At 71.7% G+C, this 26200-nt stretch carries 27 protein-coding genes; 11 read left to right on the plus strand and 16 right to left on the minus strand.

Annotated features, from left to right (window positions below):
- Positions 1 to 69 precede the first annotated feature (69 nt).
- On the plus strand, positions 70 to 2454 hold the full coding sequence (ligA, locus tag G472_RS0106495) for an NAD-dependent DNA ligase LigA (RefSeq protein ID WP_029007726.1): 2385 nt from the start codon (positions 70 to 72) through the stop codon (positions 2452 to 2454).
- A gap of 33 nt (positions 2455 to 2487) precedes the next feature.
- Here the strand turns inward: ligA and G472_RS0106500 are convergent, their stop codons facing one another.
- The 6 genes from G472_RS0106500 to G472_RS0106525 form a co-directional block, all read right to left on the minus strand.
- Positions 2488 to 2856, minus strand: a complete 369-nt coding sequence (locus G472_RS0106500) for a hypothetical protein (RefSeq protein ID WP_029007727.1) — start codon at positions 2854 to 2856, stop codon at positions 2488 to 2490.
- A 23-nt stretch (positions 2857 to 2879) separates the two neighbouring features.
- On the minus strand, positions 2880 to 3623 hold the full coding sequence (locus G472_RS0106505; RefSeq protein WP_029007728.1) for a protein phosphatase CheZ: 744 nt from the start codon (positions 3621 to 3623) through the stop codon (positions 2880 to 2882).
- Positions 3624 to 3799: 176 nt separating this feature from the next.
- The gene (locus tag G472_RS0106510; RefSeq protein WP_029007729.1) at positions 3800 to 4909 is read right to left on the minus strand and encodes a protein phosphatase CheZ; all 1110 of its coding nucleotides are present in this window, start codon (positions 4907 to 4909) and stop codon (positions 3800 to 3802) included.
- Between the two features lie 19 nt (positions 4910 to 4928).
- Positions 4929 to 5294, minus strand: a complete 366-nt coding sequence (locus tag G472_RS0106515) for a chemotaxis response regulator CheY (RefSeq protein WP_029007730.1) — start codon at positions 5292 to 5294, stop codon at positions 4929 to 4931.
- Positions 5295 to 5547: 253 nt separating this feature from the next.
- On the minus strand, positions 5548 to 7578 hold the full coding sequence (locus tag G472_RS0106520) for an aminopeptidase P family protein (RefSeq protein WP_035691417.1): 2031 nt from the start codon (positions 7576 to 7578) through the stop codon (positions 5548 to 5550).
- Between the two features lie 97 nt (positions 7579 to 7675).
- The gene (locus tag G472_RS0106525) at positions 7676 to 8566 is read right to left on the minus strand and encodes a 50S ribosomal protein L11 methyltransferase (RefSeq protein ID WP_029007732.1); all 891 of its coding nucleotides are present in this window, start codon (positions 8564 to 8566) and stop codon (positions 7676 to 7678) included.
- Between the two features lie 214 nt (positions 8567 to 8780).
- On the opposite strand from G472_RS0106525, the gene G472_RS38725 reads away from it, so the two are divergent.
- Entirely contained in the window at positions 8781 to 8939 is a 159-nt protein-coding gene (locus G472_RS38725) for a hypothetical protein (RefSeq protein ID WP_156927025.1), read from the plus strand.
- Between the two features lie 35 nt (positions 8940 to 8974).
- Here G472_RS38725 and G472_RS0106535 read toward each other — a convergent pair whose 3' ends face one another.
- The 9 genes from G472_RS0106535 to G472_RS0106575 form a co-directional block, all read right to left on the minus strand.
- Positions 8975 to 9601: an HAD hydrolase-like protein gene (locus G472_RS0106535; protein WP_029007733.1), complete on the minus strand. Its 627-nt coding sequence runs from the start codon at positions 9599 to 9601 to the stop codon at positions 8975 to 8977.
- 123 nt (positions 9602 to 9724) lie between these two features.
- Positions 9725 to 10894 carry an aminotransferase class V-fold PLP-dependent enzyme gene (locus G472_RS0106540; RefSeq protein ID WP_029007734.1) on the minus strand — a complete coding sequence of 390 codons (1170 nt, stop codon included), beginning with the start codon at positions 10892 to 10894 and terminating at the stop codon, positions 9725 to 9727.
- An 11-nt stretch (positions 10895 to 10905) separates the two neighbouring features.
- Entirely contained in the window at positions 10906 to 11259 is a 354-nt protein-coding gene (locus tag G472_RS0106545) for a cupin domain-containing protein (RefSeq protein ID WP_029007735.1), read from the minus strand.
- A gap of 11 nt (positions 11260 to 11270) precedes the next feature.
- Positions 11271 to 12257, minus strand: coding sequence for an N-acetyl-D-Glu racemase DgcA (gene dgcA / locus G472_RS0106550; RefSeq protein WP_029007736.1), 987 nt, complete (start codon positions 12255 to 12257; stop codon positions 11271 to 11273).
- On the minus strand, positions 12258 to 13265 hold the full coding sequence (gene dgcN / locus G472_RS0106555; protein WP_029007737.1) for an N-acetyltransferase DgcN: 1008 nt from the start codon (positions 13263 to 13265) through the stop codon (positions 12258 to 12260).
- A gap of 89 nt (positions 13266 to 13354) precedes the next feature.
- Positions 13355 to 14383 carry a methyl-accepting chemotaxis protein gene (locus G472_RS0106560; RefSeq protein ID WP_029007738.1) on the minus strand — a complete coding sequence of 343 codons (1029 nt, stop codon included), beginning with the start codon at positions 14381 to 14383 and terminating at the stop codon, positions 13355 to 13357.
- A 382-nt stretch (positions 14384 to 14765) separates the two neighbouring features.
- A complete protein-coding gene (locus G472_RS40750; RefSeq protein ID WP_029007739.1) occupies positions 14766 to 16076 on the minus strand; it encodes a methyl-accepting chemotaxis protein in 1311 nt (436 codons plus the stop codon).
- Positions 16051 to 16575, minus strand: a complete 525-nt coding sequence (locus tag G472_RS0106570) for a PAS domain-containing protein (protein ID WP_029007740.1) — start codon at positions 16573 to 16575, stop codon at positions 16051 to 16053. Before G472_RS0106570 ends, G472_RS40750 begins: the two co-directional genes overlap by 26 nt.
- A 173-nt stretch (positions 16576 to 16748) precedes the next feature.
- Complete coding sequence (locus G472_RS0106575) at positions 16749 to 18113, minus strand: CRTAC1 family protein (protein WP_029007741.1); 1365 nt, start codon at positions 18111 to 18113, stop codon at positions 16749 to 16751.
- A gap of 193 nt (positions 18114 to 18306) precedes the next feature.
- On the opposite strand from G472_RS0106575, the gene G472_RS0106580 reads away from it, so the two are divergent.
- The 4 genes from G472_RS0106580 (at position 18307) to G472_RS0106595 (ending at position 21151) form a co-directional block, all read left to right on the plus strand.
- Positions 18307 to 18510 (plus strand): hypothetical protein, encoded by a 204-nt coding sequence (locus tag G472_RS0106580; RefSeq protein ID WP_029007742.1) that lies wholly within the window; start codon positions 18307 to 18309, stop codon positions 18508 to 18510.
- A 108-nt stretch (positions 18511 to 18618) separates the two neighbouring features.
- A complete protein-coding gene (locus tag G472_RS0106585; RefSeq protein WP_029007743.1) occupies positions 18619 to 19197 on the plus strand; it encodes a YqaA family protein in 579 nt (192 codons plus the stop codon).
- 68 nt (positions 19198 to 19265) lie between these two features.
- The gene (locus G472_RS31650; protein ID WP_035691422.1) at positions 19266 to 20237 is read left to right on the plus strand and encodes an SDR family oxidoreductase; all 972 of its coding nucleotides are present in this window, start codon (positions 19266 to 19268) and stop codon (positions 20235 to 20237) included.
- A gap of 68 nt (positions 20238 to 20305) precedes the next feature.
- Positions 20306 to 21151, plus strand: coding sequence for a TrmH family RNA methyltransferase (locus G472_RS0106595; protein ID WP_035691426.1), 846 nt, complete (start codon positions 20306 to 20308; stop codon positions 21149 to 21151).
- 14 nt (positions 21152 to 21165) lie between these two features.
- On the opposite strand, the gene G472_RS0106600 is transcribed toward G472_RS0106595, so the two are convergent.
- Positions 21166 to 21594, minus strand: coding sequence for a hypothetical protein (locus G472_RS0106600; protein ID WP_029007745.1), 429 nt, complete (start codon positions 21592 to 21594; stop codon positions 21166 to 21168).
- A 153-nt stretch (positions 21595 to 21747) separates the two neighbouring features.
- Here G472_RS0106600 and msrA point away from each other — a divergent pair, with 153 nt between their 5' ends.
- From msrA to G472_RS0106625, 5 genes are all read left to right on the plus strand, one after another.
- A complete protein-coding gene (gene msrA / locus G472_RS0106605) occupies positions 21748 to 22389 on the plus strand; it encodes a peptide-methionine (S)-S-oxide reductase MsrA (protein ID WP_029007746.1) in 642 nt (213 codons plus the stop codon).
- Between the two features lie 136 nt (positions 22390 to 22525).
- Positions 22526 to 23023 (plus strand): PAS domain-containing protein, encoded by a 498-nt coding sequence (locus tag G472_RS31655; protein WP_211100150.1) that lies wholly within the window; start codon positions 22526 to 22528, stop codon positions 23021 to 23023.
- Positions 23020 to 25050 (plus strand): DNA translocase FtsK, encoded by a 2031-nt coding sequence (locus G472_RS31660; RefSeq protein WP_035691428.1) that lies wholly within the window; start codon positions 23020 to 23022, stop codon positions 25048 to 25050. Before G472_RS31655 ends, G472_RS31660 begins: the two co-directional genes overlap by 4 nt.
- A 1-nt stretch (position 25051) precedes the next feature.
- Positions 25052 to 25669 carry a pyridoxamine 5'-phosphate oxidase family protein gene (locus G472_RS0106620; RefSeq protein ID WP_029007747.1) on the plus strand — a complete coding sequence of 206 codons (618 nt, stop codon included), beginning with the start codon at positions 25052 to 25054 and terminating at the stop codon, positions 25667 to 25669.
- Between the two features lie 11 nt (positions 25670 to 25680).
- Entirely contained in the window at positions 25681 to 26169 is a 489-nt protein-coding gene (locus tag G472_RS0106625) for a DinB family protein (RefSeq protein WP_029007748.1), read from the plus strand.
- Positions 26170 to 26200: the final 31 nt, after the last annotated feature.

Genomic DNA, 26200 nt, shown 5'->3' on the forward strand with positions numbered 1-26200 from the left:
CTTCATCCTTCCCGTCGCGCCGCCGCCGCCCTATGCTCCGGCGACCCGACGAACCGCCCGAGCAACACCATGTCCGACGTCGCCGCGTCCCCCAGCGATCTGCGCGCCATCCCCGTGGACGACCTGACCATCGAGCAGGCGCAGGCCGAACTGGCGGTCCTGGCGGCGGAGATCGCCCGCCACGACGCGCTCTACCACCAGCAGGACCGGCCGGAGATCACCGACGCGGACTACGACCGGCTGGTGCGGCGCAACGGGGCCATCGAGGCGCGCTTCCCCGAACTGCAGCGCAGCGACTCCCCCTCCCTGCGGGTCGGCGCGGCACCGGCGGCGGGGTTCGGCAAGGTGCGCCATGCCATGCCCATGCTGTCGCTGGGCAACGCCTTCGCGCCGGAGGAGGTGGCGGAGTTCGTGGCCCGCGTGCGCCGCTTCCTCTCCCTGCCCGACAACGCCCCCCTCGCCTTCGAGGCGGAGCCCAAGGTGGACGGGCTGTCGTGCTCGCTGCGCTACGAGGACGGTCGGCTGGTGTTGGCGGCGACCCGCGGCGACGGGGCGGAGGGCGAGGACGTCACCGCCAACGTGCGCACCATCCGCGATGTCCCCGCCGAGTTGCCGCCCCCCTTCCCGGCGGTCCTGGAGGTGCGCGGCGAGGTCTACATGACCCGCGACGACTTTCTGGCCATGAACCGGGCGCGCGCCGAGCGGGACGAGCCGCCTTTCGCCAACCCGCGCAACGCCGCCGCCGGCAGCCTGCGCCAGCTCGACCCCTCGATCACCGCGCAACGTCCCCTGTGCTTCTTCGGCTACGCGCTGGGCGAGACGTCGGAACGGGTGGCCGATACCCAGTCCGGCATCCGCCGCCGCCTGAAGGGCTGGGGCTTCCGCCTCAACCGGCCGGCGGCGCGGCTGGGCGGGGTGGAGGCGCTGCTGCGCTATTACGCCGGCATCGGCCGGCGCCGGGCCGCCCTGCCCTTCGACATCGACGGCGTGGTCTACAAGGTCGACGCCATCGACCTGCAGGAGCGCCTGGGCTTCGTCAGCCGCGCCCCGCGCTGGGCCATCGCCCATAAGTTCCCGGCCGAGCAGGCCCAGACCCGCCTGAAAGCCATCGCCATCCAGGTGGGCCGCACCGGCGCGCTGACCCCGGTGGCGGAACTGGAGCCGGTCACCGTCGGCGGCGTCGTGGTCAGCCGCGCCACCCTGCACAACGAGGACGAGATCGCCCGCAAGGACATCCGCGTCGGCGACCTCGTCACCGTGCAGCGGGCCGGCGACGTCATCCCGCAGGTGGTGGGTGTCATCCTTTCCCAGCGCCCCCACGAGTCCGAGTCCTTCGTCTTCCCCGACCATTGCCCCGAGTGCGGCAGCCTGGCCGTGCGCGAGCCGGACGAGGCGGTGCGGCGCTGCACCGGCGGCCTGATCTGCCCGGCCCAGGCCAAGGAACGGCTGCGCCATTTCGTGTCCCGCAACGCCTTCGACATCGAGGGGCTGGGCGAGAAGATCATCGAGGAGTTCCGGAACGACGGGCTGGTCCGCTCCCCGGCCGACATCTTCACCCTGAAGGACCGGGTGAAGCGCGGCGAGATCACCCTGGTCGGCCGGCCGGGCTGGAAGGAGAAGTCCGTCGCCAACCTGCTGGACGCCATCGAGGAGCGGCGCAACGCCATCGCGCTCCACCGCTTCATCTTCGCGCTGGGCATCCGCCACGTCGGCGAAGTCACGGCCAAGACCCTGGCCCGGCACTACGGCAGCCTCGATGCCTGGCTGGAAGGGATGAAGGCCGCCGCCCGCGAGATGCCGAAGCCGGAATGGGCCGAGCTGCGCACCCTCAAGGGTCTGGGGCCGGCCAGCGTCGATGCGCTGCGCGCCTGGTTCGCCGCGCCGGAGAACCTGGAGACGGTGCGCTTCCACGCGAACGCGCCGGATCTGCGTCCGGAAACCGCGCTCAGGAATCTCGGCATCAAGGAGCTGAAGCAGCCCGCCATCACCGCGCTGGTGGAGCGCTACGGCACCTTCGCCGCCTGCCTGGACGGCCTGCGCACCGCCTTCGCCGGCGCCCCCGGCGACGCCTGGACCGAGCTGGTGAACGTCCGGGACGTCGGCGCCATCGTCGCCGAGGAGATCGCGTCCTTCTTCCTGGAGGACCGCAACCTGGAGGTGATCGAAGGGCTGCGGGCCGCCGGCGTGCGGGTCGAGGACGCGGAGGTGCGGCAGGCCGCCGACTCCCCCGTGGCCGGCAAGACGGTCGTCTTCACCGGCACGCTGACCACCATGGGCCGCAACGAGGCCAAGGCACGGGCGGAGGCGCTGGGCGCCAAGGTGGCGGGGTCCGTGTCGAAGAAGACCGACTACGTCGTCGCCGGGGCCGACGCCGGCAGCAAGGCGGCCAAGGCCCGCGAGCTGGGCGTCACCGTGCTGAGCGAGGAGGAGTGGCTGGCGCTGGCCGGCGGGTGACCGGCCATCCGCCCGCCCGCGGCGCGGAAAGGGTCACCACCAGCCGGGGAACAGCCCCATCAGGGCGGCGGTGAACGACTCGGTGCAGGAGGTCATGGCGGTGCCGAACATCTGGCCGGCGGTGCCGAAATTGCCCTGCATCAACGCGCTCCAGCCGGCACCGAAGGAGTCGCCGCAGCCGCGGGCCACCGTATTGACGGCGATGTCCGCGTTGCGGGCGGCTTCCGCGGCGGCGTCCCGGGCGGCGTCGATGGCGGGGCCGACCTTCTCCGTGGCACGGCCGGCGGCATCCCGGGCCGCGTCGCCGAGCGCCGCGGCGGCGTCCTTGGCGGCGTCGCCCAGCTTCTCGATGCTCTGCTCCAGATTGCTGCGGGCGTCGAGGGGAGACGTCGTTTCCTGCATGGGTCCACTCCGCTCGTAAGAGGTCAGCCGAACAGGGCGTCGATGTCGGCCTGGCTGATGTTGCCGTCCACCTGCTCCTCCGCCGGGCCGTGCAGCTCCAGCTCGCCGTCCATCTTGGTGACGGTGGGCGGCAGGGGCATGGCTTCGAACTCACGCTTGTTCCACACGCCCATCATGGCGTCGACACGCTCCTCGATGAAGGACAGGGCGCGGACGACCTTGGTGATGCGCTGGCCGGTCAGATCCTGGAAGTTGCACGCCTCGTAGATGCGCACGATCACTTCCTGCATGTCGTTGACCCGGTCGGACTGGTAGCCCTCGGGCATGGAGGCGCGCAGCTCGTGCACGATCTCCTCCATCTCTTCGGCGCAGGCCATGATGGTGTTGGTCGCCGCCTCGGTGGCCGAGACCACGGCGCTCAACTCCTGCGATGCCTGCTGGAAGCGGTCCTCGCCGGCCAGCGGGTGGCGCAGCGCCGCCATCTCCACCTTGGTCGCCTTGATGCGGCCGGAGATGTCGGCGATCTCCGTCTGGATGTGGTCGATCTGCGCGGCGTCCATCGCCAGGAAGCGGTCGAGCTTGGCGCCCAGGGCGCCGATCGCCGTCAGCACCTCCTGATTGTCGACGCTGAGCGGCCCGGCAGCCGCCAGAGCCGCCATCACCGGCACCGCACCGCCGGTGTCCGCCGGAGCCGGGCCGGGCAAAGCGTTGCCGTTGCGCTTGGCCTTCTGCAACTCGGCCATGAAAGGCTTCTGCACCTGCTTCATCTGTCGTCCGCCCCTCGCAACCGTGGGTTACAGTTTTGTGTCAGAAGCCCCATGCGAGCTGCATGGAACCGGTGCGCGCAACCTGTGTCCGTGCCGGGGAACCTTCTAACAAACTCTGCGGGCTCGCGCGCCTGTTCTTTGCGCCTCCCGGCACGAGAGGCGATCGGCGCATCGGCTCACCCGAACAGGGCGTCGATGGCGGCCTGGTCGAGCGGCGGCGGGGCCGCGGCCTCTTCCGCCGGTTTGGCGGCGGGCTTGGCCGCCGGCTTCGGGGCGGGAGCGGGGGCCGGGGCCGGCTTCGCCGCCGCCTTGGGCGGGGCCGGCTTCGCCGTCGGCTTCAGCGGCGCCTTCGCGGCGGGCGGCGGCGTCGGTGCCGCGGCCGCGGGGGCCGGCGAATCGAACAGGCTGTCGATGTCCGCCTGACTGGCCTTCGCCGCCGGGGCGGCGGGGGGCGGGGCGTCGAACAGGCTGTCGATGTCCGCCTGACTGGCCTTGGCTGCCGGGGCCGCCGCCGGTTCGGGCGGGGGCGGGGGCGGCACGGCCATCGGCGCGGCCGGCGGGGCGGCGGTCACCGGCCCGTCGAACATGCTGTCCACGTCGGCCTGGGACACGCCGTGCCCGTCGAGCTGCGGTCCGTTCAGGAGATGGGCGTCGGGCCGCTTGTCGTGAAGCTCGTGCCGGATCGCCACATCCTTCAGCCCCTCCTCGCCCCAGATGCCGATCATGGCGTTGACGCGCTGCTCGATGTAGCGCAGGGCGTTCACGACCTTGCTGGTGCGCTGTCCGGTCAGATCCTGGAACGAGCAGGCGGTGAAAATGTTGTTCACCTCCTCCTCGATCTCCCGGCAGATGCCGGGATCGGCCCCGTCGGCGCGGAGCCGGCCGCCCAACTCCATCAGCTTCTCGGCGGAGTTCAGGATCTCGATGGAGGCGCGCTCGGTGGACAGGACGATGGCGTCCAGTTCGTTGGTCGCGGAAAGGATCTTGTTGGAGGAGGTGTCAGGAGGGCGCAGGGCGGCGACCTCGCGGCGCGCCTGCTCGATCGAGGCGGCCATCTCCATCAGCTCGCGGCGCAGCACGTCGACGTGCTTGGCGGTTTCCGCCACCTCGGTCTGGTGCTGCCAGGAGGCGCGGAACTCCTGGAGCATCCCCCGGATCTCCTCGGCCGCCGCTCCCGACGCCCGCCGGTGAAAGCGCCGCAGAAAGGCACGACCTTTGGCGCTTCGCGCGATCGCTTCTTCGATCTGCTCGAACTCGTCGTCGGTCAACTGCTGCAGCGTGTCCACCCCCTTGCTCCCCCTTGGATCAGGAGCCGAGAACCGACTGAATCTTCTGCTTCAGCGTGTCGGCGTTGAAGGGCTTGACGATGTAGTTGTTCACGCCCGCCTGCTTGGCGGCGATGACGTTCTCGGTCTTGCTTTCGGCGGTGACCATGATGAACGGCGTGCCGGCGAGCTTGGCGTCGGCCCGGATCTCCTTGAGAAGCTGGAGGCCGGTCATCGGTTCCATGTTCCAGTCGGAAATGATCAGGCCGAACTTGCTCTCCCGCAGCTTCGCCAGCGCGCTGACGCCGTCGGCCGCCTCGTCGATGTCCGTGTAGCCGATCTGGGTCAAGAGGTTGCGCACGATGCGACGCATGGTGGCGTAATCATCGACGACGAGGATCTTCATCTAGGCGTCTCCGCATTCATCCGTTGGCACGGCCCGGCGCCGCGTTCACCATGGTCGCGCGCTGCTGGCCGGACTGTGATGCCTCAACTCGGAAAAAAAGTCATCCCTTAGTGACCACCCTGCCCCGGGGACGTAAAGAAGGTGTTAGTAAGGAAGAGAATTCCGCCGCGGTCCCGCAACGGTCACGGGACCCGGCGCGACGGTTGGTCGCGCCGATGATCGGACCGGCGAACACCGCGGACGCCGCGGGTTCTCACACCATCAGCGGCCCGGTGGCCGCGGCCAGCCACGCCGCCGTGTCCGCGTCCAGCAGCGGCGTCAGCTCATGCCGCACCCGCAGGTGATAGGCGTTCAGCCATGCGACTTCCGCATTGCTGAGCAGCGACGGCTCGATCAGCGCCAGGTCGATGGGGGCCAGCGTCAGCACCTCGAACCCGAGCATCGGGCGTTCCGCCGCCACCGCATCGTCCATCGCCTGCACGACGATCAGGTTTTCGATGCGGATGCCGTAAGCGCCGGCCTTGTAGTAGCCCGGTTCGTTGGACAGGATCATGCCCGGCAGCAGCGCCACCGTGTTGGGCACCTTGGAGATCCGCTGGGGACCTTCGTGCACCGACAGGTAGCTGCCCACACCGTGGCCGGTGCCGTGGTCGTAGTCCAGACCGGCCTGCCACAGAGGGTGGCGGGCCAGGGTGTCGAGCTGCGACCCCGAGGTGCCGCGCGGGAAGCGGGCGGTGGACACGGCGATGTGCCCCTTCAGCACCAGGGTGAACCGCTCGCGCATCTCCACCGTGGGCTCGCCGATGGCGACGGTGCGCGTCACGTCGGTGGTGCCGTCCAGGTACTGGGCACCGCTGTCGATCAGGTAGAGGCTGCCGGGCTCCAGCCGGCGGTTCGTCTCCGGCGACACCCGGTAATGGACGATCGCGCCGTTGGGCCCGGCGCCCGAGATGGTCTCGAAGCTGAGCCCCCGGAACAGCGCGCCCTCGGCGCGCAGGCTCTCCAGCATGGCGGCGGCGTCCATCTCCGTCACCGCGCCGGCGGCGGCCTCGCGCGACAGCCACCGCAGGAAGCGCACCATGGCCACCCCGTCGCGGCGGTGGGCGGCCCGCGTCCCCTCCAGTTCCACGGCGTTCTTGCACGCCTTGGGCAGGGCGCAGGGGTCGGCCCCCCGCTCCACCCGGGCACCGGCCCCGTCCAGCCGATCGAAGATCCACGCGGCCCCCGTGGCCGGGTCCGCCAGCACCTTGCGCCCCGACCGCCCCAGGTCGTCCAGGGCCGCCCCCAGCGCGTCGGGCGGGCGGACCGTCACCGCGCCGCCGAGATGGTCGTCGACCCCCGGCACCAGCTTGCGGCGGTCGATGAACAGCTCCACGCCGCCATCGTCGGCGATGATGGCGAAGGACAGCGGCAGCGGCGTGCAGGGCACGTCGCCGCCGCGCAGGTTCAGCAGCCAGGCGATGGAGTCGGGTTGGGTGAGCACCGCCGCCGCCACGCCGTCGCGGCGCAGGCGGGCCGCCACGTCCGCCCGCTTGTCGGCGGAGGTGGTGCCGGCGAAGGCGGTGTCATGGGCCACCACGGGGGTCAGCGGCGCCGGCGGCCGCCCCGGCCACACCGCGTCCACCGGGTTGTCGGCAACGGCCATCAGCGCGATGCCCGCCCGGTCCAGGTCGCGCCGCGTCTTCTCCACCCAGCCCACCGTGTGCAGCCACGGATCGTAGCCGAGCCGGCCACCGGCCGGCAGCGCCGCCGCCACCCATTCGGCCAGGGGGTCGTCGGTGAGGTGACGGTGCTCGTACAGGGTCTCCGGCACCTCGGCCCTGGCCTGCAGGGTGTAGCGGCCATCGACGAACAGGGCCGCGCGCTCCGGGGCCACCACCGCCATCCCGGCCGACCCGGTGAAGCCGGTCAGCCACGCCAGGCGCCGGGCGCCGGCCGGCACGTATTCACCCTGGTGCTCATCGCTCCGGGGCACCACGAACCCGTCGACACCGCGATCCCGCAGAGCGTCCCGCAGGGCGCGGAGGCGGCCGGCGGCGTCGGGGGACGCCGGCGCCGCCTGCGCTTCCAGCGCCGCCTTCAGCGCCCGCAGCGCGTCCGCGGTTTCGCCCGGCAGGGCGGGTCCGAACAGGTCCAGCCAGGAATCGCCGTCGTGGGTGGGCGGTGCCGCCAGGACGCCGGCCAGCAGCGCCTTCGCCTCGTCCACCGTCAGGGAAAGCCCCGCCTGCCGCAGCCGGTCCGCCAGGTCCCCGTCACCGCGATAGCCGTACGCGTCGTTGCTCACGCCCCGCCCCTCGAAATCCGTTGCATCGAGTGGAAAAGGCTAGAGCCGCGGCGGTGGCGAAACAACCCTTTCCCGGCCCCCCGTCCGAACGGGCGGATCAGCGGCGGCGCAGGATCAGGGTCGTCCAGTCGCCCATGCGGATGCGGCCCGCCAGGCGCAACCCCTGGGCGCGGTGCGCCTGCAGCACGTGGTTCTCCTGCCGCGCCAGCAGGCCGGCGAGAACCGCGTGACCGCCGGGCGCCAGGTGCCGGGCCAGTTGCGGCGCCATGCGGGCCAGCGGGCGGGCCAGAATGTTGGCGGTGATCAGCCGGTAGGGGGCGAAGCGCCGGACCACGGGCGTGCGGTAGCCGTCGCCACCCTGTGCCCGCACCAGATGGGCGACGCGGTTGAGACGGGCGTTCTCCGCCGTCACGCGCACCGCCTCGGGGTCGATGTCCACGGCCACGACGGGCACGCGCCAGGTCTTGGCGGCGGCCAGCGCCAGGATGCCGGAGCCACAGCCCATGTCGAGCACCCCCTGCCCCGCCCCGCGACCGGGCCGCACCCGGCGGGCCAGGCGGTCGAGCGCCAGCAGGCAGCCGTTGGTGGAGCCGTGCTCGCCCGTGCCGAAGGCGGTGGCCGCGTCGACCAGCAGCCCGATGCTGCCGGCCGGCACCGGCCCGCCGTGGTGGGACCCGTGCACGAAGTAGCGCCCGGCGCGGATCGGCGGGAACCCACGGTAGGAATGGGTGACCCAGTCGATGGGCGGGATCGATTCGACGGCCAGCCCCGGCTCCTCGATCCCCAGCGCCTCGGCCAGGACGGCGACGCGCGCCTCCAGCCGGGCGCGGTCGGGCTGCCGGTGGGTCGTCGCCTCCACCAGCCAGACCACATCCTCTTCGATCTCGAAGGTGGACACCGCGTCGGCGTGGTCTCCCACGGCGTCGGCGAAGGCGGCGGCGTGGGCTTCGGGAACGGCAAGCGCGATGCGCCAGAGCTGGGTGGACATGGGAGGCGGGATTCCCGAACTGGGGGCGGCGGATGGGCGTCCACCATACGGCGGTTGCCGCTCCGGATAAACCGGAACGTGCTTCCCGGTCAGGGGAACGGAAGACGGTGATCCGGGTCCTATCCCGGCAGGCCGGTCACTTGAATCGGACGTGCGGCCGGCCGCAACACGATCGCCACGGATGGCGCGGATTTGAACGGATTGCACGGACGCTATGTCCAGCTTCGTATCCGAGGAGCACCCGGTTGACGCGCGGGATGATCAATCCGTGTCATCCGTGCTGAAATCCGCGCAATCCGTGTCCAAACTTGCCGGCGGTGAAGAGCTGGTCGGGAATGCCGGGCGCACCGAGGCCCACGAACCATTCACCTGATTCCCCTGGTGCCCCCCTTTGTCGCGCCGTCGGCGTCAGGCGATGCGAGCGGCCACGTCCCCGATCCGGTCGAACAGCAGCGTCGGCTTGCGGGCGGCCAGGGCGTCGGCGGTGGCGTAACCCCAGGTGACCCCGCCGAAATCGATGCCGGCGGCGCGCGCCGCCTCCAGATCGCGGATCTCGTCGCCGATGCAGATGGCCTCGGCCGGCCCCACGCCGCAGCGCCGCAGCACCTTGGCGAACTTGGACCGCTTCCCGAAGATGGCGGCCCCGCACTCGTAGCAGCCGATCAGCGCCGCGTTCTCCGGCCCCAGCACGCGGCGCACGTTGGCCTCCGCGTTGGAACTGACGACCGCCAGCGTCACGCCGCGCTCCGCCAGGTCCCGCAGCATGGCGTCGACGCCGGCAAACAGGGTGATGCGGCCGATGTCCCTGGCCATCATCGCCTTCATGTGGCGGCCGATCATCGGCAGCTTCCACATGGGGACCTCCAGGCGCCGCATGATCTCCCGCGCGTCGCAGCGCCGCAGCGCCTCGATCTCCGACTCCTCCACCGTCCGGAAGCCGTAGCGGACCGCGACCCCGTTGATGACCTCCTGAAACCACGGCAGCGAATCGGCCAGGGTGCCGTCGAAATCGAAGATGGCAAGCTTGTACGGCAAGGACGGCACCCGATCCCACAGGCAGAGGTTGGCACCACAGTGACGGCACAACCGGTCCGGCGCAAGCGTCCGCAGCAATGCCGCCAATTGGTCCCGGGCCCGGACCGTCCGGGACCGGTCCTGTCACGGCAGGGAGCGCACCGCGGCGACCAGCCGGTCCAGTTCCTCTTCGGTGTTGTAGTAATGGGGCGAGGCTCGGACCACCTCGGAAAGGCCGCGCGCGTCCATGTCGAAGCGGGTCGACGACGCCACGGAGACCGACACGTTGATCCCCTGCGCACGCAGGGCCGCCTTGACCGACGCCGCCGCCCGGCCTTCCACCGTGAAGGTGACGATGGCGCACCGCTCCCGCCCGCGGTCGCGGACGGTCACGCCGGGAAGGGTCGCCAGACGGTCGCGCAGAAGGCCGGCCAGCCCGCGCACCCGGTCGCGGATCGCGTCGAGCCCCACGGACAGGGCATAGTCCACCGCCACGCCCAGGCCGATGCGGGCGGCGACGTTACACTCCCACAGCTCGAACCGGCGGGCATCGGGGCGCAGGGCGTAGCGGTCGGGGGCCACCAGCTCGGCCCCGTGCAGGTCGAGGAAAGGCGGTTCCAGCCGCTCCAGCCAGGGCTTGCGCACATAAAGGAAGCCGGTGCCGCGGGGGGCGCGCAGGAACTTGCGCCCGGTCGCCGACAGGAAGTCGCAGCCCAGCTCCTCCACGTCCAGGGGCATCTGTCCGGCGGCCTGGCAGGCGTCCAGCAGGTAGGGCACGCCGGCCGCCCGTGCGATGCGCCCGATGGCCGCCGCAGGGTTGACCAGCCCGCCGTTGGTGGGGACGTGGGTGACGGCGATCAGCCGGACCCGGTCGTCCAGCATGCGCTCCAGCGCCGCCACGTCCAACTGCCCGTCCTCGTCGTCGGGGATCACCTCGACCACGGCTCCGGTGCGCCGGGCGACCTGCAGGAACGGGATGACGTTGCTTGCGTACTCCGCCATGCTCGTCAGGATGCGGTCGCCGGGGCCGAAGCGCAGAGCGTAGAACGCCATGTCCCAGCCCATGGTGGCGCTCTCCACCAGCGCCACCTCCTCGCGCGCGCAGTTCAGCAGGCGGGCCACGGCGTCATAGGCATGGTCCAGCGTCGCGGCGTTGCGCTCCGCCGCCTCGTAGCCACCGATGGCGGCTTCCAGCGTCAGGTGCTCGATCACGGCGTCCAGCACCGGCTGCGGCGGCAGGGCCGAGCCGGCGTTGTTCAGGTGAACGACAGCGCGCGTGCCCGGCGTCTCGGCGCGGTAACGGTCGATGTCCATGGTGCTCCCTTTCACCGCCCGTCGGGCGGAAAATGCACGGCCAGCCAGACGGTGGGGGGATCGGTCTGCGTCCATTCCACCCGGTGACGGGCACCGGCGGGGATCATCACCCAGTCGCCGGGGCCGAGCGTGCGGACGTCCGCGTCCGCCTCGATCCGCAACCCGGCGCTGCCCTGCACCACCAGCACCAGCTCGGCCCACCCCTGGTCGTACCAGAACCCGTCGGGTGACGCCTGGCCGGTGGAGACGATGCGCTCCACCCGCGCGCCGCCGCCTTCGGCCAGGGTGGTGAACAGCTCGTCCGGCACACCGGCGGGCCGGGCGGCGGGCAGGTCGCGCAGCAGGTTGTCGGCGCGGATGGTCATGGCGCTCCCGGTCATCCCCACAGTGCCGGCTCGGGCGGGTGGACAATGGCGCCGTCGTAGCGCAGGCCGGGGCTGCGATCCTGCGCCAGCAGCAGCGGCCCGTCCAGGTCGACGTAGCGGGCACCCTGCGCCAGCAGGACGGCCGGCGCCATGGCCAGGGAGGTGGCAACCATGCAGCCGACCATGACGTCGAAGCCCGCCGCCTCGGCCGCCCGCTTCATGGCCAGCGCCTCGGTCAGGCCACCGGTCTTGTCCAGCTTGATGTTGACCACCCGGTAGAGGCCGCGCAGGCGGTCCAGCCCCTCCGTCCCGTGGCACGATTCGTCCGCCCCCAGCGGCACCGGGCTGTCGTAGCCGCGCAGCGCCTCGTCGGCGTCGGCCGGCAGGGGCTGCTCGATCATCTCCACGCCGAGGTCCGCGAAGGCCGGGGCGAAGGTGCGGAGCTGGTCGAGCGTCCACCCCTCATTTGCGTCGACCAGCAGCCGGGCGGCCGGGGCGGCGGCGCGCACCGCGGCCACGCGGTCCAGGTCGCCCGCCCCCGTCAGCTTCATCTTGAGCAGCGGGTGCCGCGGCGCGGCGGCGCGGGCCGCCGCGGCCATCGCCCCGGGCGTGTCGACGCTGAGGGTGAAGCAGGTGACCAGCGGCTGCGGCGACCCGGCCAGCCCGGCGGCCCGCCAGGCCGGCACCCCCGTGCGCCCGGCCTCCAGGTCCCACAACGCCGCGTCCAGCGCGTTGCGGGCGGCGCCCGGGGGCATGGCCGTGCGCAGGGAGTCGCGGTCGAGTCCGGCGGCGACGGCGCCCGCCATCGCCTCCAGCGCCGCCGCCGTACCCTCCACGCTCTCGCCATAGCGGGCGTAGGGCACGCACTCGCCGCGGCCGGTGACGGAGCCGTCGGCGACTTCGGCGACAATCACCTCGGCCGCCGTCCTGGCGCCGCGGGAGATGCGGAAGGTGCCGCGGATGGGAAAGCGCTCGCGACGAACGGTGAGACCGGGCATTCAGAGATCCTGCAATGCGTCGACCAGGGGACCGGCGCCGGTGCGCAGCGGGTCGACGGTGGGAAGGCCGAAGGCGTCCGCGGTGTCGCGCAGGACGCAGTCCGCTTCGGCTGCCGTGAGGCCGGCGGTGTTGATGGACAGGCCGATGACCCGCGCGTCGGGGTTGGTGACACGGGCCGCCGCCACGTGGGCGGCGATGGTCTCCTCGATCCCCGGCACCGGACGGTGCGGCAGGCCGCGCATGTGGCGGCGCGTCGGCTCGTGGCACAGCACCATGGCGTCGGGCTGGCTGCCGTGCACCAGCCCCAGGGTGACACCGGCGTAGCTGGGGTGGAGCACGCTCGCCTGCCCCTCCACCACGTCCCAGTGATCGGGGTCGTTCTCCGGCGTCAGCCACTCCACCGCGCCGGCCACGAAGTCGGAGACCACGGCGTCCACCGACACGCCGTCGCCGGCGATGAGGATGCCGGTCTGCCCGGTGGCGCGGAAGTCCGCGTTCAGGCCGCGCGCCCGCATCTCCCGCTCCAGCGCCAGGGCCGTGTACATCTTGCCGACCGAACAGTCGGTGCCGACGGTCAGCAGCCGCTTGCCGGTGCGGCGCGCGCCGGTGCCGATGTCGAAGCCGCGGGAGGGATGGCGCACGTCGTGGATGGCGCGGCCCCGTTCGTCGGCGCGCGCCTTCACCGCCGGCAGGTCAGCCAGCCGCTGGTGCAGGCCGGCGGCGAGATCGAACCCCAGGTCGAGGGCGCGCAGCATGGTGTCCTGCCACGCCGCGGCGATGCGGCCGCCGCGGTTGGCGACGCCGATCAGCAGGGTCCGCGCGCCCAGCGCCGCCGCCTCCTCCAGCGTGCGGTCGGGCAGGCCCAGGTCGGCGTTGCAGTCGGGCAGGCGGAGCTGGCCGACGCACCATTCCGGCCGCCAGCGGGCGACGCCATCGGCGGTCTTGGCGGACAGGGCGTCGGGCGCATCGCCCAGGAACAGCAGGTAGGGGTGCGCAATGGCGGTCATGGACGGCCCTCCGGCGGCACTCGGGTTCGGTCTGTCCGAAGATAGAGCGTTCCCGCGTCGCCGCCCAGGGCCGTCCGAGCCGCCGGGGATCAGCGTTTCTGGACGATCACCCCGTACCAGCCCAGCCCTTCGTAGGTCTCGTAGCCCGGTGTCAGCGAGAAACCGACGAACCGGCCATCCTCGTCAGTGTAGTGGCCGCGGGTGCGGCCGGCGGTGCGCAGCGGAAAGGTCTCGGTGAGGATGCCGCGGCCGTCGGAGGAGGCGATCACCCGGTGCCGGGCGTCGATCAGCAGGCAGCGGCTGTGCTCGCGCTCCTCGTCCTCCAGGCGCACGCCCTGGACCACGGCGGATGCCTGCGGCTCCCAGTCGAAGAAGATGCCGAGCACGCCCAGCGGCTCCCCGTCGGCGCGGCCGTCGCGGCGGATCGCCGTGGCGTAGGTGGCGACGGTGCGGTTGTCGAGAACGCGGTTGTGCGCCACGTCGCCCACCGTGAACTCGCCGCCGCTGCGCGTCGCCAGGGCCTGGCGGAACCACGCCTCGTCGATGACGCGGGTGCCGACGGCCGAGGGGTAACGGTCGGGCCGGCCGTTGGCCACCACCTCGCCCTTCAGGTCCACCACCCACAGGTCGAGATAGACGGTGTAGGATTCCAGGATCACGCCCAGCCGGTAGGAGGCATGGCGGCGGCGGTCGTCGTCGGGGGAGGCCAGGCAGTCGACGACGGCGCTGTCGGTCGCCCACCAGCGCACGTCGCAGGAGCGTTCGTAGAGGTTGCGGTCGATGATCTCGATCATGTTGAGAGCCAGGTCGGCCAGGCGCTTGCCGCGCATGTCCTGCACCATCTGGCTGCCGGCCGTCGTCAGGTGATCGACCCGCGACACGATCTCCGCCTTCAACTCCCGCGTAACGGTGTTGACCTGCTTGGAAATCTCCGAAACCTCGTTGGCCACCACCGCGAAGCCGCGGCCCGCCTCACCGGCCCGCGCCGCTTCGATCAGCGCGTTCATGGCCAGCATCTTGGTGCGGCGGGTGATGTCTTCGATCAGGGAGACCTTCTTCGACGCCACGTCCAGAACCTCGCGGGACAGGTCGAAGAGCTGATTGCCGGCGACACTCATGTACCCACCCTCGCAATCCATTGGAGCATTTGATTTCCATCCATAACAATAACCATGCCAACGTTACATTTCAGACACGCGAGCGAAACTGCGTGCTCCTTCAAGCACTTGGTTGCGCCGCAGCATTTAACCATAAATATTTTCCAGTTTCTTGCCTGTCCCGTCTGCATCAGCAACGGGCAATGCGGCGCCCCCGCGATCACACGCCGCGCGCACAGGCCCTCCGGACCTGCCGAAGGACGCCCGGGACGCAACGATGTGATCCGTTGCGCGCAAACAAAGATACAATTCGTCGTTCATGGACACTGCGGCCGGAGGAGTGCGCAACTTTGGGGCAGCCGCCGCGCCGCGGGCGCGGTGCAAACGGGCCGGACGGCGGGCGTCAGGCCACTTTGCGCATCTCGTCGAGGAAGGTCTGGACCTCGCGGGTGAGGCGGTCCGCCTGCGCGGCCATCAGTTCGGACGCGGCGAACACCTCGTGGGCGGTGCCGCTGGTCCGCTCGGCCGCGGTGGTGACCTCGCGGATGTCGTCGGACACGGCGCGGGTGCCGGCGGCCGCCTGCTCCATGTTGTGCACGATCTCGCCGATGGCCACGCCCTGGCGGTCGATCGCACCGGCGATGCCGCCGGCGATGCCGTTGATGTCGTGGATGGTGCGGCCGATGCCGACGATGGCGTTGACCGCCCCGCCGGTCGCCTGCTGCATGGCGGAGATCTGTTGGGCGATCTCCTCGGTGGCGCGCGCGGTCTGGCTGGCCAGGTTCTTGACCTCCTGGGCGACCACGGCGAAGCCCTTGCCGGCCTCGCCGGCGCGCGCCGCCTCAATGGTGGCGTTCAGCGCCAGAAGGTTGGTCTGCGACGCGATGTCGTTGATCAGGCCGATGACCTCGCCGACGGTGCGGGCGGTCTCCGACAGTTCGCCCACCATGGCGTTGGTGCGCTCCGCCTCGCCCGCGGCGTCGCTGGCGACGCTGGCCACCCGGTCGACCTGTCCGGCGATCTCGTGGATCGAGGCCGAGAGGCGTTCCATGGCCTGCGCCACGCTGCCGACGCTGGACCCCGTCTGCGCCGCCGCCGCGGCGACCGAGGACGCCTTGCCGGTGGCGGTGCGGGCGTCGCCTTCCATGGTGCGGGCGCTCGTCTCGAGTTGGTGGGCGGCCCCGGCCACCTCCGAACACACCTGGCGGATCTGCCCCTCGAACCGCTCGGCGATGCCGGCGAAGCCCTTGACCTTCTCCGCCATGGCCCCGGTGGCGGCGTTGATGGTGCGGCTGGCGTGCAGGAAGTTTCCCGCCATGCCCTTGGACACGATGCGCCGGAAATACTTGTTGCTGGACACGTAATGCATGGACGCCGCCGCCTCGCGCACGAACGCGTCGGTGCGGTCGATCATGTCGTTGAGACCGTGCAGCAACTCGCCCAGCGTACCGCCCTCGCGGATGTGCAGGACGCGGGCCTCGAAATCGCCGTGCGCCACGGCCCGGCAGACCTCGGCCGCCCGGCTGACCGTGCGCATGGTGCGGTTCAGGCACACTGCGACCCACGCCAGGGCGGCCAGCGCCAGCCCGCCCAGCGCGGCGCGCGCGGGAAGGCCGCCGATGCCGGTCAGGTCGAGGATCACCACCGCCACCGTCAGCGCGGCGGCCGCGATCGCAAGCGCGAAGGCCTTAGAGAGAGAAGACGAATTCGTCATACCCGATCCCCTTGTCCTTCAGCAGTCCGACGACGGTGGCGAAAGCGTCTTCCATGCCCTGCCGGCGGTCGGCGTTGCGGTCCTCGATCTCCAGGAGCGTGCGGTACAGCGGCACCACCTTGTCCACGGCGGAACGATCCGGCACCCGGCGGCTGGAATGATAGCCGATGATCCGGCCCGACGCGTCGTAACTGGGTGTGACATGGGCGAACACCCAATAATGGTCACCGTTGCGCGCCCGGTTGAGCACGTAGGCGAAGATCTCCTGCCCCGCCCCCAGCGTGTCCCACAGAAGTTTGAACACGCACCGCGGCATGTCCGGATGGCGCACGATGGAATGGGGCGCGCCCATCAGCTCGTCCTCCGAATAACCGGCGACTCGCTGAAACACGCGGTTGGCGTAGGTGATGCGGCCCTTCAGGTCGGTCTTGCTGACAATGACTTCGTCAACGTCAAAAAACCGCTCCACCCCGGTCAGGGGAACGTCGCGTCGTGCCATGTTTCCTCAACCGGCCCCGACGTTCGTGCGCCCGGGCTCAGAAATTTTTCTGGCGGCTCGTCATTCACCGCGGCATCTGCCACGATGCAACGGTCCATAGAAACTGTATTACCTATGAAACGTTCGGAAAAGTTTAATTTTTTACGAAGATGACATATCCGGCTTGCAGCCGTTCATTCCGGTGGGTGCTGCACGGTCAGGACGCGGCCCACCGGCGGCTGGTCGATGGTGACGACCACGCCGTCGGGCCAGCGCACCTCGACCTGGTCGACGGCGTGCACCGTGCCCAGCCCGAAATGGGCCACCGGCTCCATCTGGCACAGATACCCCGACCCGCCGCACACCACCCGGCGCTGGCGCCGTCCGCCGGCGGTGCAGGTGACCAGCGCGCCGCGGGCCGGCGCCCCGTAGGGGGTGAGCGGCTGCACCCGCAACCATGCGTTCTTGTTGGGCATCGGGCGGAACAGCGCCGGCGGCTGGGCCGCCGTCTCACCGTGGACCACGATCAGCTCCAGCCGGCCGTCGCCGTCGATGTCGGCCACCGCCGCGCCGGTGCCGAAGCCGCGCGGCAGGGTGGCGTCGCCGCACTCCACCTCGGTCCACTGGTCGTCGCGCCAGGCGAACAGCCGGTTGCGCTCACCGAAGGCGTTGAAGAACAGCTCCACATGGCCGTCGTTGTCGAAGTCGGCGGCGATCACCGTGCGCGCCCGTGCGGGCATGGACAGGTCGGCGTTGGCGATGTCGACGAAGCCGCCGCCGGAGCGCTGCTGATACAGGCGCTGCGGCCCCTCCCAACTGGCGATCAGCACCTGCAGCGCTTCGCCGTCGGCGTCCACCGGCACGGCGCCGCGCCCGGCGATGCGGCTGTCGGCCAGCCCGCGCTCCCCCGCCAGTTCCTCGAAGGTGCCGTCGCCCAGGTTGTGGAACAGGAAGTTGGGGCCGGCTTCGTTGACGGCGACGATGTCCGTCGCGTCCCCCAGCAGGGGTGCGCACAGCAGACCCCGGCCGTGGGCGATGAGGTCGATTCCCGCTTCCTCCGCCACGTCGACGAGCCGGCCGCGGCGGTGCAGCTCGAACAGGCGCAGGGGCGACCCGTCGCCGGCCACCAGGAAGCCGTAGCGGCCGCGCCCTTCGCGGTCGATGGCGGCGACGGAGCGGGCGGGCAGCCGGTTGGCGGCCCCGGCGTTCTCCGCCTGGCTGAACAGGTCGAGCCAGCGCTCCCCGAAATTGGCGAACAGGCGATCGCAGGTCTCCTCGCCGTCGGGCACGGCGGCGGCGTTGACGACGTAGATCTCCTCGCGCCCGTCGCCGTCCACGTCGGCGGCGGCGATGGACAGGGCGCGGCGCCCGGCGTCGGCCAGCACCGGATCGGCAATGTCGACGAGCCGGTCGCCGTCCCATTTCAGCACCAGGTTGGCGGTGGCGTCGCCGGCCACCAGCACCTCGCACCGGCCGTCGCCGTCGGCATCGGCCACCGACACGCCGTTGTACAACCCCGGACGGTTTCCGGCGATGAGCTGCGAGCAGTCGACGAACATGCCATCCCCCCTGGTTCGCCCCGTCGGTCCGCGGGCGCGCGCGCCATCCAGATAAGCACCGGCGCGGCCGGGCGTAAACCCGGACGGACGGCCATCACCCGCCACCGCCCCGCGAAACCGGCGGATGGAACCGGCGGACACCGGGGCTGTTGGCCCGGACGCACGCTCCGCAACCGCAGCGAGGACACTTCCGATGACCGAACGGCGCAGCGACCGACCCGACGCCCCCGGAACCGGCGACGGCATCGCCAAGCCGCCGCTGTGCGACGAACTGAGCGGCGGCGGCGGTTCGGCCACCGACACCCGCACCCGCGGGCAGCCCGGCGGCTCCCCCGGCGGTGCGGAGAAGGACTGCGACCCCATCGCCGCCGGCCGGCCGCAACCCCGCGAGTCGTGACCGTTACCCCGTACGGGACCCCGGTGGCCCACAAATTGGTCGTAGCGGCGGCCGCGGCCACGGGCTACATACCCCGCAGCCGCACCATTCCCCGGGGACCCGACGGGCATGCTCAAGCGCCTCTACGACTGGACGATGGCCAAGGCCGCGTCGAAGAACAGCGAATCCTGGCTGGCCGCCATCTCCTTCGCCGAAAGCTCGTTCTTCCCCATTCCGCCGGACCTGCTGATGGTGCCGATGGTGCTGGCCAACCGGGCCAACGCCTGGCGCATCGCCACGATCTGCACCCTGGCCTCGGTGGTGGGCGGCATCGCCGGCTACATGATCGGCTTCTTCCTCTACGAAACGATCGGGCAGTGGGTGATCGAGGTCTATCACCTGGAAGCCCGCTTCGACGAGCTGCGCCACACCTTCGTGGAGTACGGCGCGGAAATCCTGATCATCAAGGGCATGACGCCCATCCCCTACAAGCTGCTGACCATCACCGCGGGGGTGGCGCACCTCAGCCTGTGGGTGTTCATCGGCGCGTCGATCCTGTCGCGGGCCATGCGCTTCTATCTGGTCGCCGCCCTGCTCTACTGGTTCGGCGCCCCCATCCGCGAGTTCATCGAGAAGCGCCTGACCCTGGTCACCAGCGCCTTCGCCGTCGCCCTGATCGGCGGGTTCCTGGCGGTCAAGCTGCTGTAGAGGCAGGCGCGACGCCCGGCCCTGCCGCCTGTTGCCCGTGAAGCAACGGAACCGGAGGGCTGCGGGCCATGGATCGTCTTGAAGGTGCGGGAGTCGTCCTGGTGGGGGCGTCGAGCGGGATCGGCCGGGCGGCGGCCCGGTCGTTCGCGCGCCACGGGGCGCGGCTGGTGCTGGCGGCGCGGCGCGTCGGCCTGCTGGAGGAGGTGGCGCAGGAATGCCGCGACCTCGGCGCCGAGGCGCATGCAGTGCCGACCGACGTCACCGACGCCGACGCGGTGCGCCGCCTGGCGGAGCGGGCGGAGACGGCGCTGGGCCGCATCGACGTCTGGGTGAACAACGCCGGGGTCGGCGCCGTCGGGCGGTTCGAGGACACGCCGCTGGCCGCCCACCGCCGCGTCATCGAAACGAACCTGCTGGGTCCCCTGCACGGCGCCCACGCCGTGCTGCCGCTGTTCCGCCGGCAAGGGCACGGCATCCTGATCACCACCGTGTCGGTGGGCGCCTACACCCCCGCCCCCTACGCCGCCGCCTACGCCGCCGGCAAGTTCGGGCTGGAGGGGCTGCTGGAAAGCCTGCGGGCGGAGCTGGTGGACGCGCCGGGCATCCACGTCTGCGGCGTCTATCCCTCCTTCACCGACACGCCGGGCATGAAGCACGCCGCCAACTACACCGGCCACGCCCTGGAGCCGCAGAGCCCCTTCTACGACGACCCGGAGGACGTGGCGGAGACCATCGTCGCGCTCGCCCTGCGGCCCCGGCCGCGGGTGACGGTGGGGGTGCTGGCCAAGCTCGCCCTGCTGGGCCACGCGGTGGCACCGCGGCTGGTGGAGTGGATCGGCGGCACGGGGGCGCATCGCCACTTCGCCCGCACCCCGCCCGAGGCGCCCACCGACGGCAACCTCTTCCGGCCCGTGGAGCGCGGCCGCGGCGTGCGCGGCGGCTTCCGCACGCCGCTGCCGGCCTGGACCGGCCCGGTTGCCATGGCCGGCCTGACCGTCGCAGCGGCCGCCGCCTATTCGGCGCTGACCCGGCGGTCGTGAGCGTGTTTTCCGGATGCGGTCCGGCGCGCCGTGGTCTATAGCCCGCCGAACCGCATCCGAGACGCGCCATGCCCCGCCCCCGAGACATCAAGCGGCCCCGCCGCAAGCCGCCCGACCGCACAGCACCGTCCACCGGACCGGCCGCCGGCCCGCCCGCCGCGCCGCGCCTGTTCCGCGTCGCCGGTTTCGGCGCCGTGTCCGCCCTGTTCGAGAACGAGCCGCAACGCGTCGAGCGGCTGTTCTTCGACGAGCGCCTGAAGCCGCGCGTCGGCCCCCTGTGCGAATGGCTGGCCCGTGCCCGCCGGCCCTACCGGCTGGTGGACGGGGAGGAGCTGGCGCGCATCGCCGGAACCGCCATGCACGGCGGCGTGGTGGCGCTGATGGCGCCGCGGCCGGTGCCGCTCTTCGATCCGGCACAGGCGGCCGCAGCGGCGCGCGACGGCCGGCCGCTGCTGCTGCTGGACGGCGTCGGCAACCCGCACAACCTCGGCGCCATCGTGCGCACGGCCGCGTTCTTCGGCCTGCCCCGCCTGGTGCTGTCCGATCATCCGGCCCGGGCCCTGCCGTCGGAAGCCGGCTACCGCGTCGCCGAGGGCGGGTTCGAGTGGGTGGAGGTGCTGCGCGCCGAGGGCTTCGCCGCGGTGCTCCGCCGCCTGTCCGCGGCCTACCGGGTGGTCGGCACGGCGCTGGACCCGCGGGCCCGCCCCCTGGCCGACCTGCCGCCCCCGGACGCCCGCGATCCCCGCCCCCTGGCCGTTGTGCTGGGCAACGAGGAGGAGGGGCTGCCCCGCGCCACGCTGGCCGCCTGCGAGGCGGTCGTCACCCTGCCGGGCAGCGGCCGGGTCCAGTCCCTCAATGTCGCCGCCACCGCGGCGATCGTCATCCACCACCTGATGGGCGGGCGCGCCGGGTGAGGCGCCGGGCGCGCTCAGGCCAGCGCCACGATGAGCAGCAGCGCCACCGCACCGATGGAGACGATGGGGATGAGGTCGACGCCCTCGTAGTTCCAGGTGGGGGCTCGGCGCGTGCCGTGGCCGTGCGTGGAGCCCATGGACGCCGCGTCGTGGCTCGTCGACGGGCGCACCCCCGGCGCGGACACGGCGGGAGCGGCGGGGCGGGCGATGCTCACCACCCCGGCGTCGCCGGCCGCGGCGCCGCCGTCGGACCGGCCGTGCAGCAAGGCGGGGTCGACGTCGACGTCGATCCCGGCGCTCTCCAGCCGTTCCACGACGCGGGCGATGTCGCCGGGCGACATGCGGTCGACCGGCAGGATGCGCCCCAGGTCCTCGGCGCTGATGCGTCCCTGGCGGCGGCCGACGTCCTCAAGGCGGGTCAGGGCGGTCTCGTCGATGGCCATGGCGGGTGTCCCTTGCGGTGATCGGGTTGGTCTGTCCGAGGGTAACACCGGGGACGGGGACAAGGCTCCGCCCGGGCCGGCGCCGCCCCCGGGCTTGCCCGGCCCGTCCGGCGCACCACCTCAGGGGCACCGTTTCCGAGAAGGAGGTCCGCCATGCCGGGATTCTTCAGCCGCAAGCCCCTGTCCGTTCCCGGGCCGGACGAGGCACTGCCCGGCCGCGACACGCCGGTCACCGTTCCCGAACGCCATTTCGTGAACGGCCGGCCGCTGAAGCCGCCCTATCCGGCGGGAATGGAGGTCGTCGACCTCGGGCTCGGCTGTTTCTGGGGGGCGGAGCGCAAGTTCTGGCAGAGTCCCGGCGTGTGGGTCACCGCCGTGGGGTACCAGGGCGGCCACACCCCGAACCCCACCTACGAGGAGGTGTGCAGCGGCCGTACCGGCCACACCGAGGTGGTGCGCGTCGTCTACGATCCGGCGCAGGCCGGTTTCCGGCAGATCCTGGCGACCTTCTGGGAAGCCCACGACCCCACCCAGGGCATGCGCCAGGGCAACGACGTGGGCACCCAGTACCGCTCGGCCATCTATGTCCATGACGCGGCCCGGCTGGCGGAGGCCGAGGCGTCGCGCGACGCCTATGGCGAGGCGCTGGGGCGCGCCGGCTACGGCCCGGTGACCACCGAGATCCGCGAGGCGCCGCCCTTCTACTTCGCCGAGGACTATCACCAGCAGTACCTGGCGAAGAATCCCGGCGGCTACTGCGGCATCGGCGGCACCGGGGTGCGCTGCGCGCCGTGATGCCGGTCGCTCGCCCCCCGTAGCCGCATCGTCGCGGGGGCGGGCGACCGGTTGCGCGGGGCACGGCGTTGCGGGTATGGTTCCGCGCGTCCATCGACGCCACGCCCATGGCCCCCAGTCGCGAAGCCGCCCCCTGATGACGATGCAAAGAACAGAGCTGGCCACGCCGGCACTCAACGGTCTTCTGGACTTCTGGCTGGGCAAGTGCTCCGCCGGCAATCCGCCGGTCTCCAGCTCCATTTCGCCGGTCGAGCTGCGGCCGTGGAAGGACAACATCGTCATCTTCGAGGTGATCGGGGAGGATGATTTCGTCTACTCCTACTACGGCCGGGCCCTGGCACAGGCCTGGGGGCATTCCCGCCTCGGCCACACCCTGGAATCCCTGCCGGAGCCGCAGCGCGCCGTGCTGACCGCCGAGTACGAGGCGGTGATGCGCGAGCGCCTGCCCATGGCCCGCCATTACACCGGCATCTTCGATGGCCGCCGGCGCACCTTCGAACGCCTCGTCCTGCCGCTGAGCAGCGACGGCGTCACCGTCGACAAGCTGCTGGTGGCCGCCTACGAGCTGCCGGTGGGCCGCACCGCCCCGTACCGCCCCTTCGCCACCCCCTCGACGTCGAGAACACCGGCATGAAGCCGCGCACGCCCCACCTGACCGCGCCCGCTACCCAGACCGGCGTCGTCACCGCCGACGAATTCAATCTTTGGTGCGCGCTGAACGGCCGCCCGTTCAACCTCGTCCCCAACGCCCGCTCCGACGGGCGGCCGCAGTGGGACGTGGAGGTGCTGCCGGGAACGCCGCGCGCCGGCACCGTCTATTCCACGGGGTTGAGCGAGGAAGGCCCGGCGGTGATCGCCGGCTTCGCCTTCCTGGCCGGCGTGGAGTGGGCGGTCGAGGCGACCCCGGCCGACTCGGCGCCCGCCGCCGCCGCCGCGCCGATCCCGCCGTCGGCCACGGCACCGGGGCCGGAGTCGATGCCGCAGGCCGCACCGGCTCCGGCGACGCCGGTCGAGCCGGCCGTGGTCCCCGCCACCGCTGTGCCCGCCGGTGCCGCACCCGCCGCCGCCCCCGTTTCCGCGGCCGTCCACGCCGGCACGCCGCCGACGTCGGCGCGCGAAGCCCTGGCGGGGGTGCCGGCCGACGCCGGCTACCGGCTGCCGCCCATCGACCTGTTGCAGACGCCGCCGCCGCGCCCGCCGCAGCAGCACGACGAGGGCGTGCTGGCGCGCAACGCCCGCCAGCTCGAGACGGTGCTGAAGAACTTCCGGGTGCGCGGCGAGATCATGGAGGTGCGCCCCGGCCCCGTGGTCACCCTGTACGAGCTGGAGCCGGCGCCCGGCACCAAGTCGGCGACCGTCATCAATCTGACCGACGACATCGCGCGCTCCATGAGCGCGGTGACCGCCCGCATCGCCATCGTTCCCGGCCGCAGCGTCATCGGGGTGGAATTGCCCAACCCGGTGCGCGAGATGGTCTACCTGCGCGAGATGCTGGACGCGCCCAACTTCCGCGACGCCACCGCCAACCTGGCCATCGCGCTGGGCAAGGACATCGGCGGCGACCCGGTGGTGGCCGATCTGGCGCGCATGCCGCACCTGCTGGTGGCGGGTACCACCGGGTCGGGCAAGTCGGTTGCGATCAACACCATGATCCTATCGCTGCTCTACCGCCTGCCGCCCGACCGCTGCCGCTTCATCATGGTCGATCCCAAGATGCTGGAGCTGTCGGTCTACGACGGCATCCCGCACCTGCTGACGCCCGTCGTCACCGACCCGAAGAAGGCGGTGATCGCCCTGCGCTGGGCGGTGCGGGAGATGGAGAACCGCTACGAGGCCATGTCGCGCCTGGGCGTGCGCAACATCGAGGGCTACAACGCCCGCGTGGCCGAACTGGCGTCGCGCGGCGAGAAGCTGCCGCCGCGCCATGGCGAGGGCGACACCGCCCTGCTCGACCTCACCAGCCAGGAGCCGGTGCCGCTTCCCTTCATCGTCGTCATCGTCGACGAGATGGCCGACCTGATGCTGGTGGCCGGCAAGGAGATCGAGGCGGCGATCCAGCGCCTGGCCCAGATGGCGCGTGCCGCCGGCATCCACCTGATCATGGCCACCCAGCGCCCGTCGGTGGACGTCATCACCGGCACCATCAAGGCCAACTTCCCCACCCGCATCTCCTTCCAGGTGACGTCGAAGATCGACAGCCGCACCATCCTGGGCGAGGCCGGAGCGGAGCAGCTCCTGGGCCAGGGCGACATGCTCTACATGCACGGCGGCGGCCGCATCACCCGCGTCCACGGCCCCTTCGTCTCCGATTCGGAGGTCGAGGAGATCGTGCAGTTCGTCAAGGCGCAGGGTGCCCCCAACTACGTCACCGCCATCACCGAAGAGGATGAGGAGATCATCGCCGAGGAGGAGGAGGATACCGGCGCCACCGGCGGCGTGTCCGCCGACGATCTCTACCTCCAGGCCGTCAATCTGGTGGTGCGGGAGCAGAAGGTGTCCGTCTCCTTCATCCAGCGCCAGCTCCAGATCGGCTACAACCGTGCCGCCCGGCTGGTGGAGCGCATGGAGCAGGAACGGGTGGTCTCCGCCGCCAACCACCAGGGCAAGCGCGACGTGCTGATGTCGATCGCCGGGCTGTCGGCCAAGCGGGCGGGCGTGTAGGGTGCCCGCCGCCCCGGTGACCGACACGGCGGCCCTGGAGTCGCTCTACGGCCGGCCCGCCGGGGCGTCCCTGCGCAAGGAAACCGACCACCTCACCCCCGGTTACCGCGCCTTCGTGGAGGCGGCGCCCTTCTGCGTCGTGGCGACGTGCGGGCCGGAAGGGCCGGATGCCTCGCCGCGCGGCGACGGCCCCGGCTTCGTGCGGGTGCGCGACGCGCGCACCCTGCTGATCCCCGACCGCCGCGGCAACAACCGCCTCGACAGCCTGCGCAACCTGGTCCACGACCCGCGCCTGGCGTTGCTGTTCCTTATCCCCGGCGTCGACGAGACGCTGCGGGTGGTCGGGCGGGCGGTCATCGACGCCGACCCCGACCTGTGCGCCGCCTTCGCGGTCGACAGCCGGGCGCCGAAGACGGTGCTGGTGGTGAGCATCGAATCGGTCTTCTTCCAGTGCGCCCGCGCCCTGATCCGCTCCCGCCTGTGGGACCCGCAGGCGCGGGTGGACCGCACCGCCCTGCCCTCCACCGGCACGCTGCTGGCAGAGGCCAGCGGCGGCGCCGAGGGCGGCGAGAACTACGACCGGTCGCTGGCGGAGCGGCTTCCCGGGTCCCTGTACTGACGAGGATCGGAATGAAGGACCACTTCCGGCTTTTCGCCCGCTACAACCGCTGGGCCAACGATCGCCTCTTCGACGCCGTCGCCGCCCTGCCGGAGGAGCGGTTCCGCGAAGACCGCGGCGCCTTCTTCGGGTCCCTGTGCGGCACGCTGAACCACATCCTGGTGGGCGACCAGCTTTGGATGCGCCGGTTCGAGGGCGCCGGGCCGCAGCCGCCGTCGCTGGACACCATCCTCCACCCGGATCTTCCCGGCCTGCGCGCCGCCCGCGAGGCGGAGGACGCCCGCATCCTCGCCTTCGTGGAGGCGCAGGACGAGGCGCGCTTCGCCGGCACGCTGGCCTACACCAACGTCCGGGGCGAACGGTGGGAACAGCCCTTCTCCGCGGTCCTCGGCCACCTCTTCAACCACCAGACCCATCACCGCGGCCAGGCCCACACCCTGCTCTCCCAGTTCGGCCACACGCCGCCGGAACTGGACCTGATCTACTTCATGCGGGAGTGACGGGGGCGAACAGTATCGTCCCGAGGCCGCC

This window comes from Azospirillum halopraeferens DSM 3675 (genome assembly GCF_000429625.1).
Lineage (GTDB): Bacteria > Pseudomonadota > Alphaproteobacteria > Azospirillales > Azospirillaceae > Azospirillum > Azospirillum halopraeferens.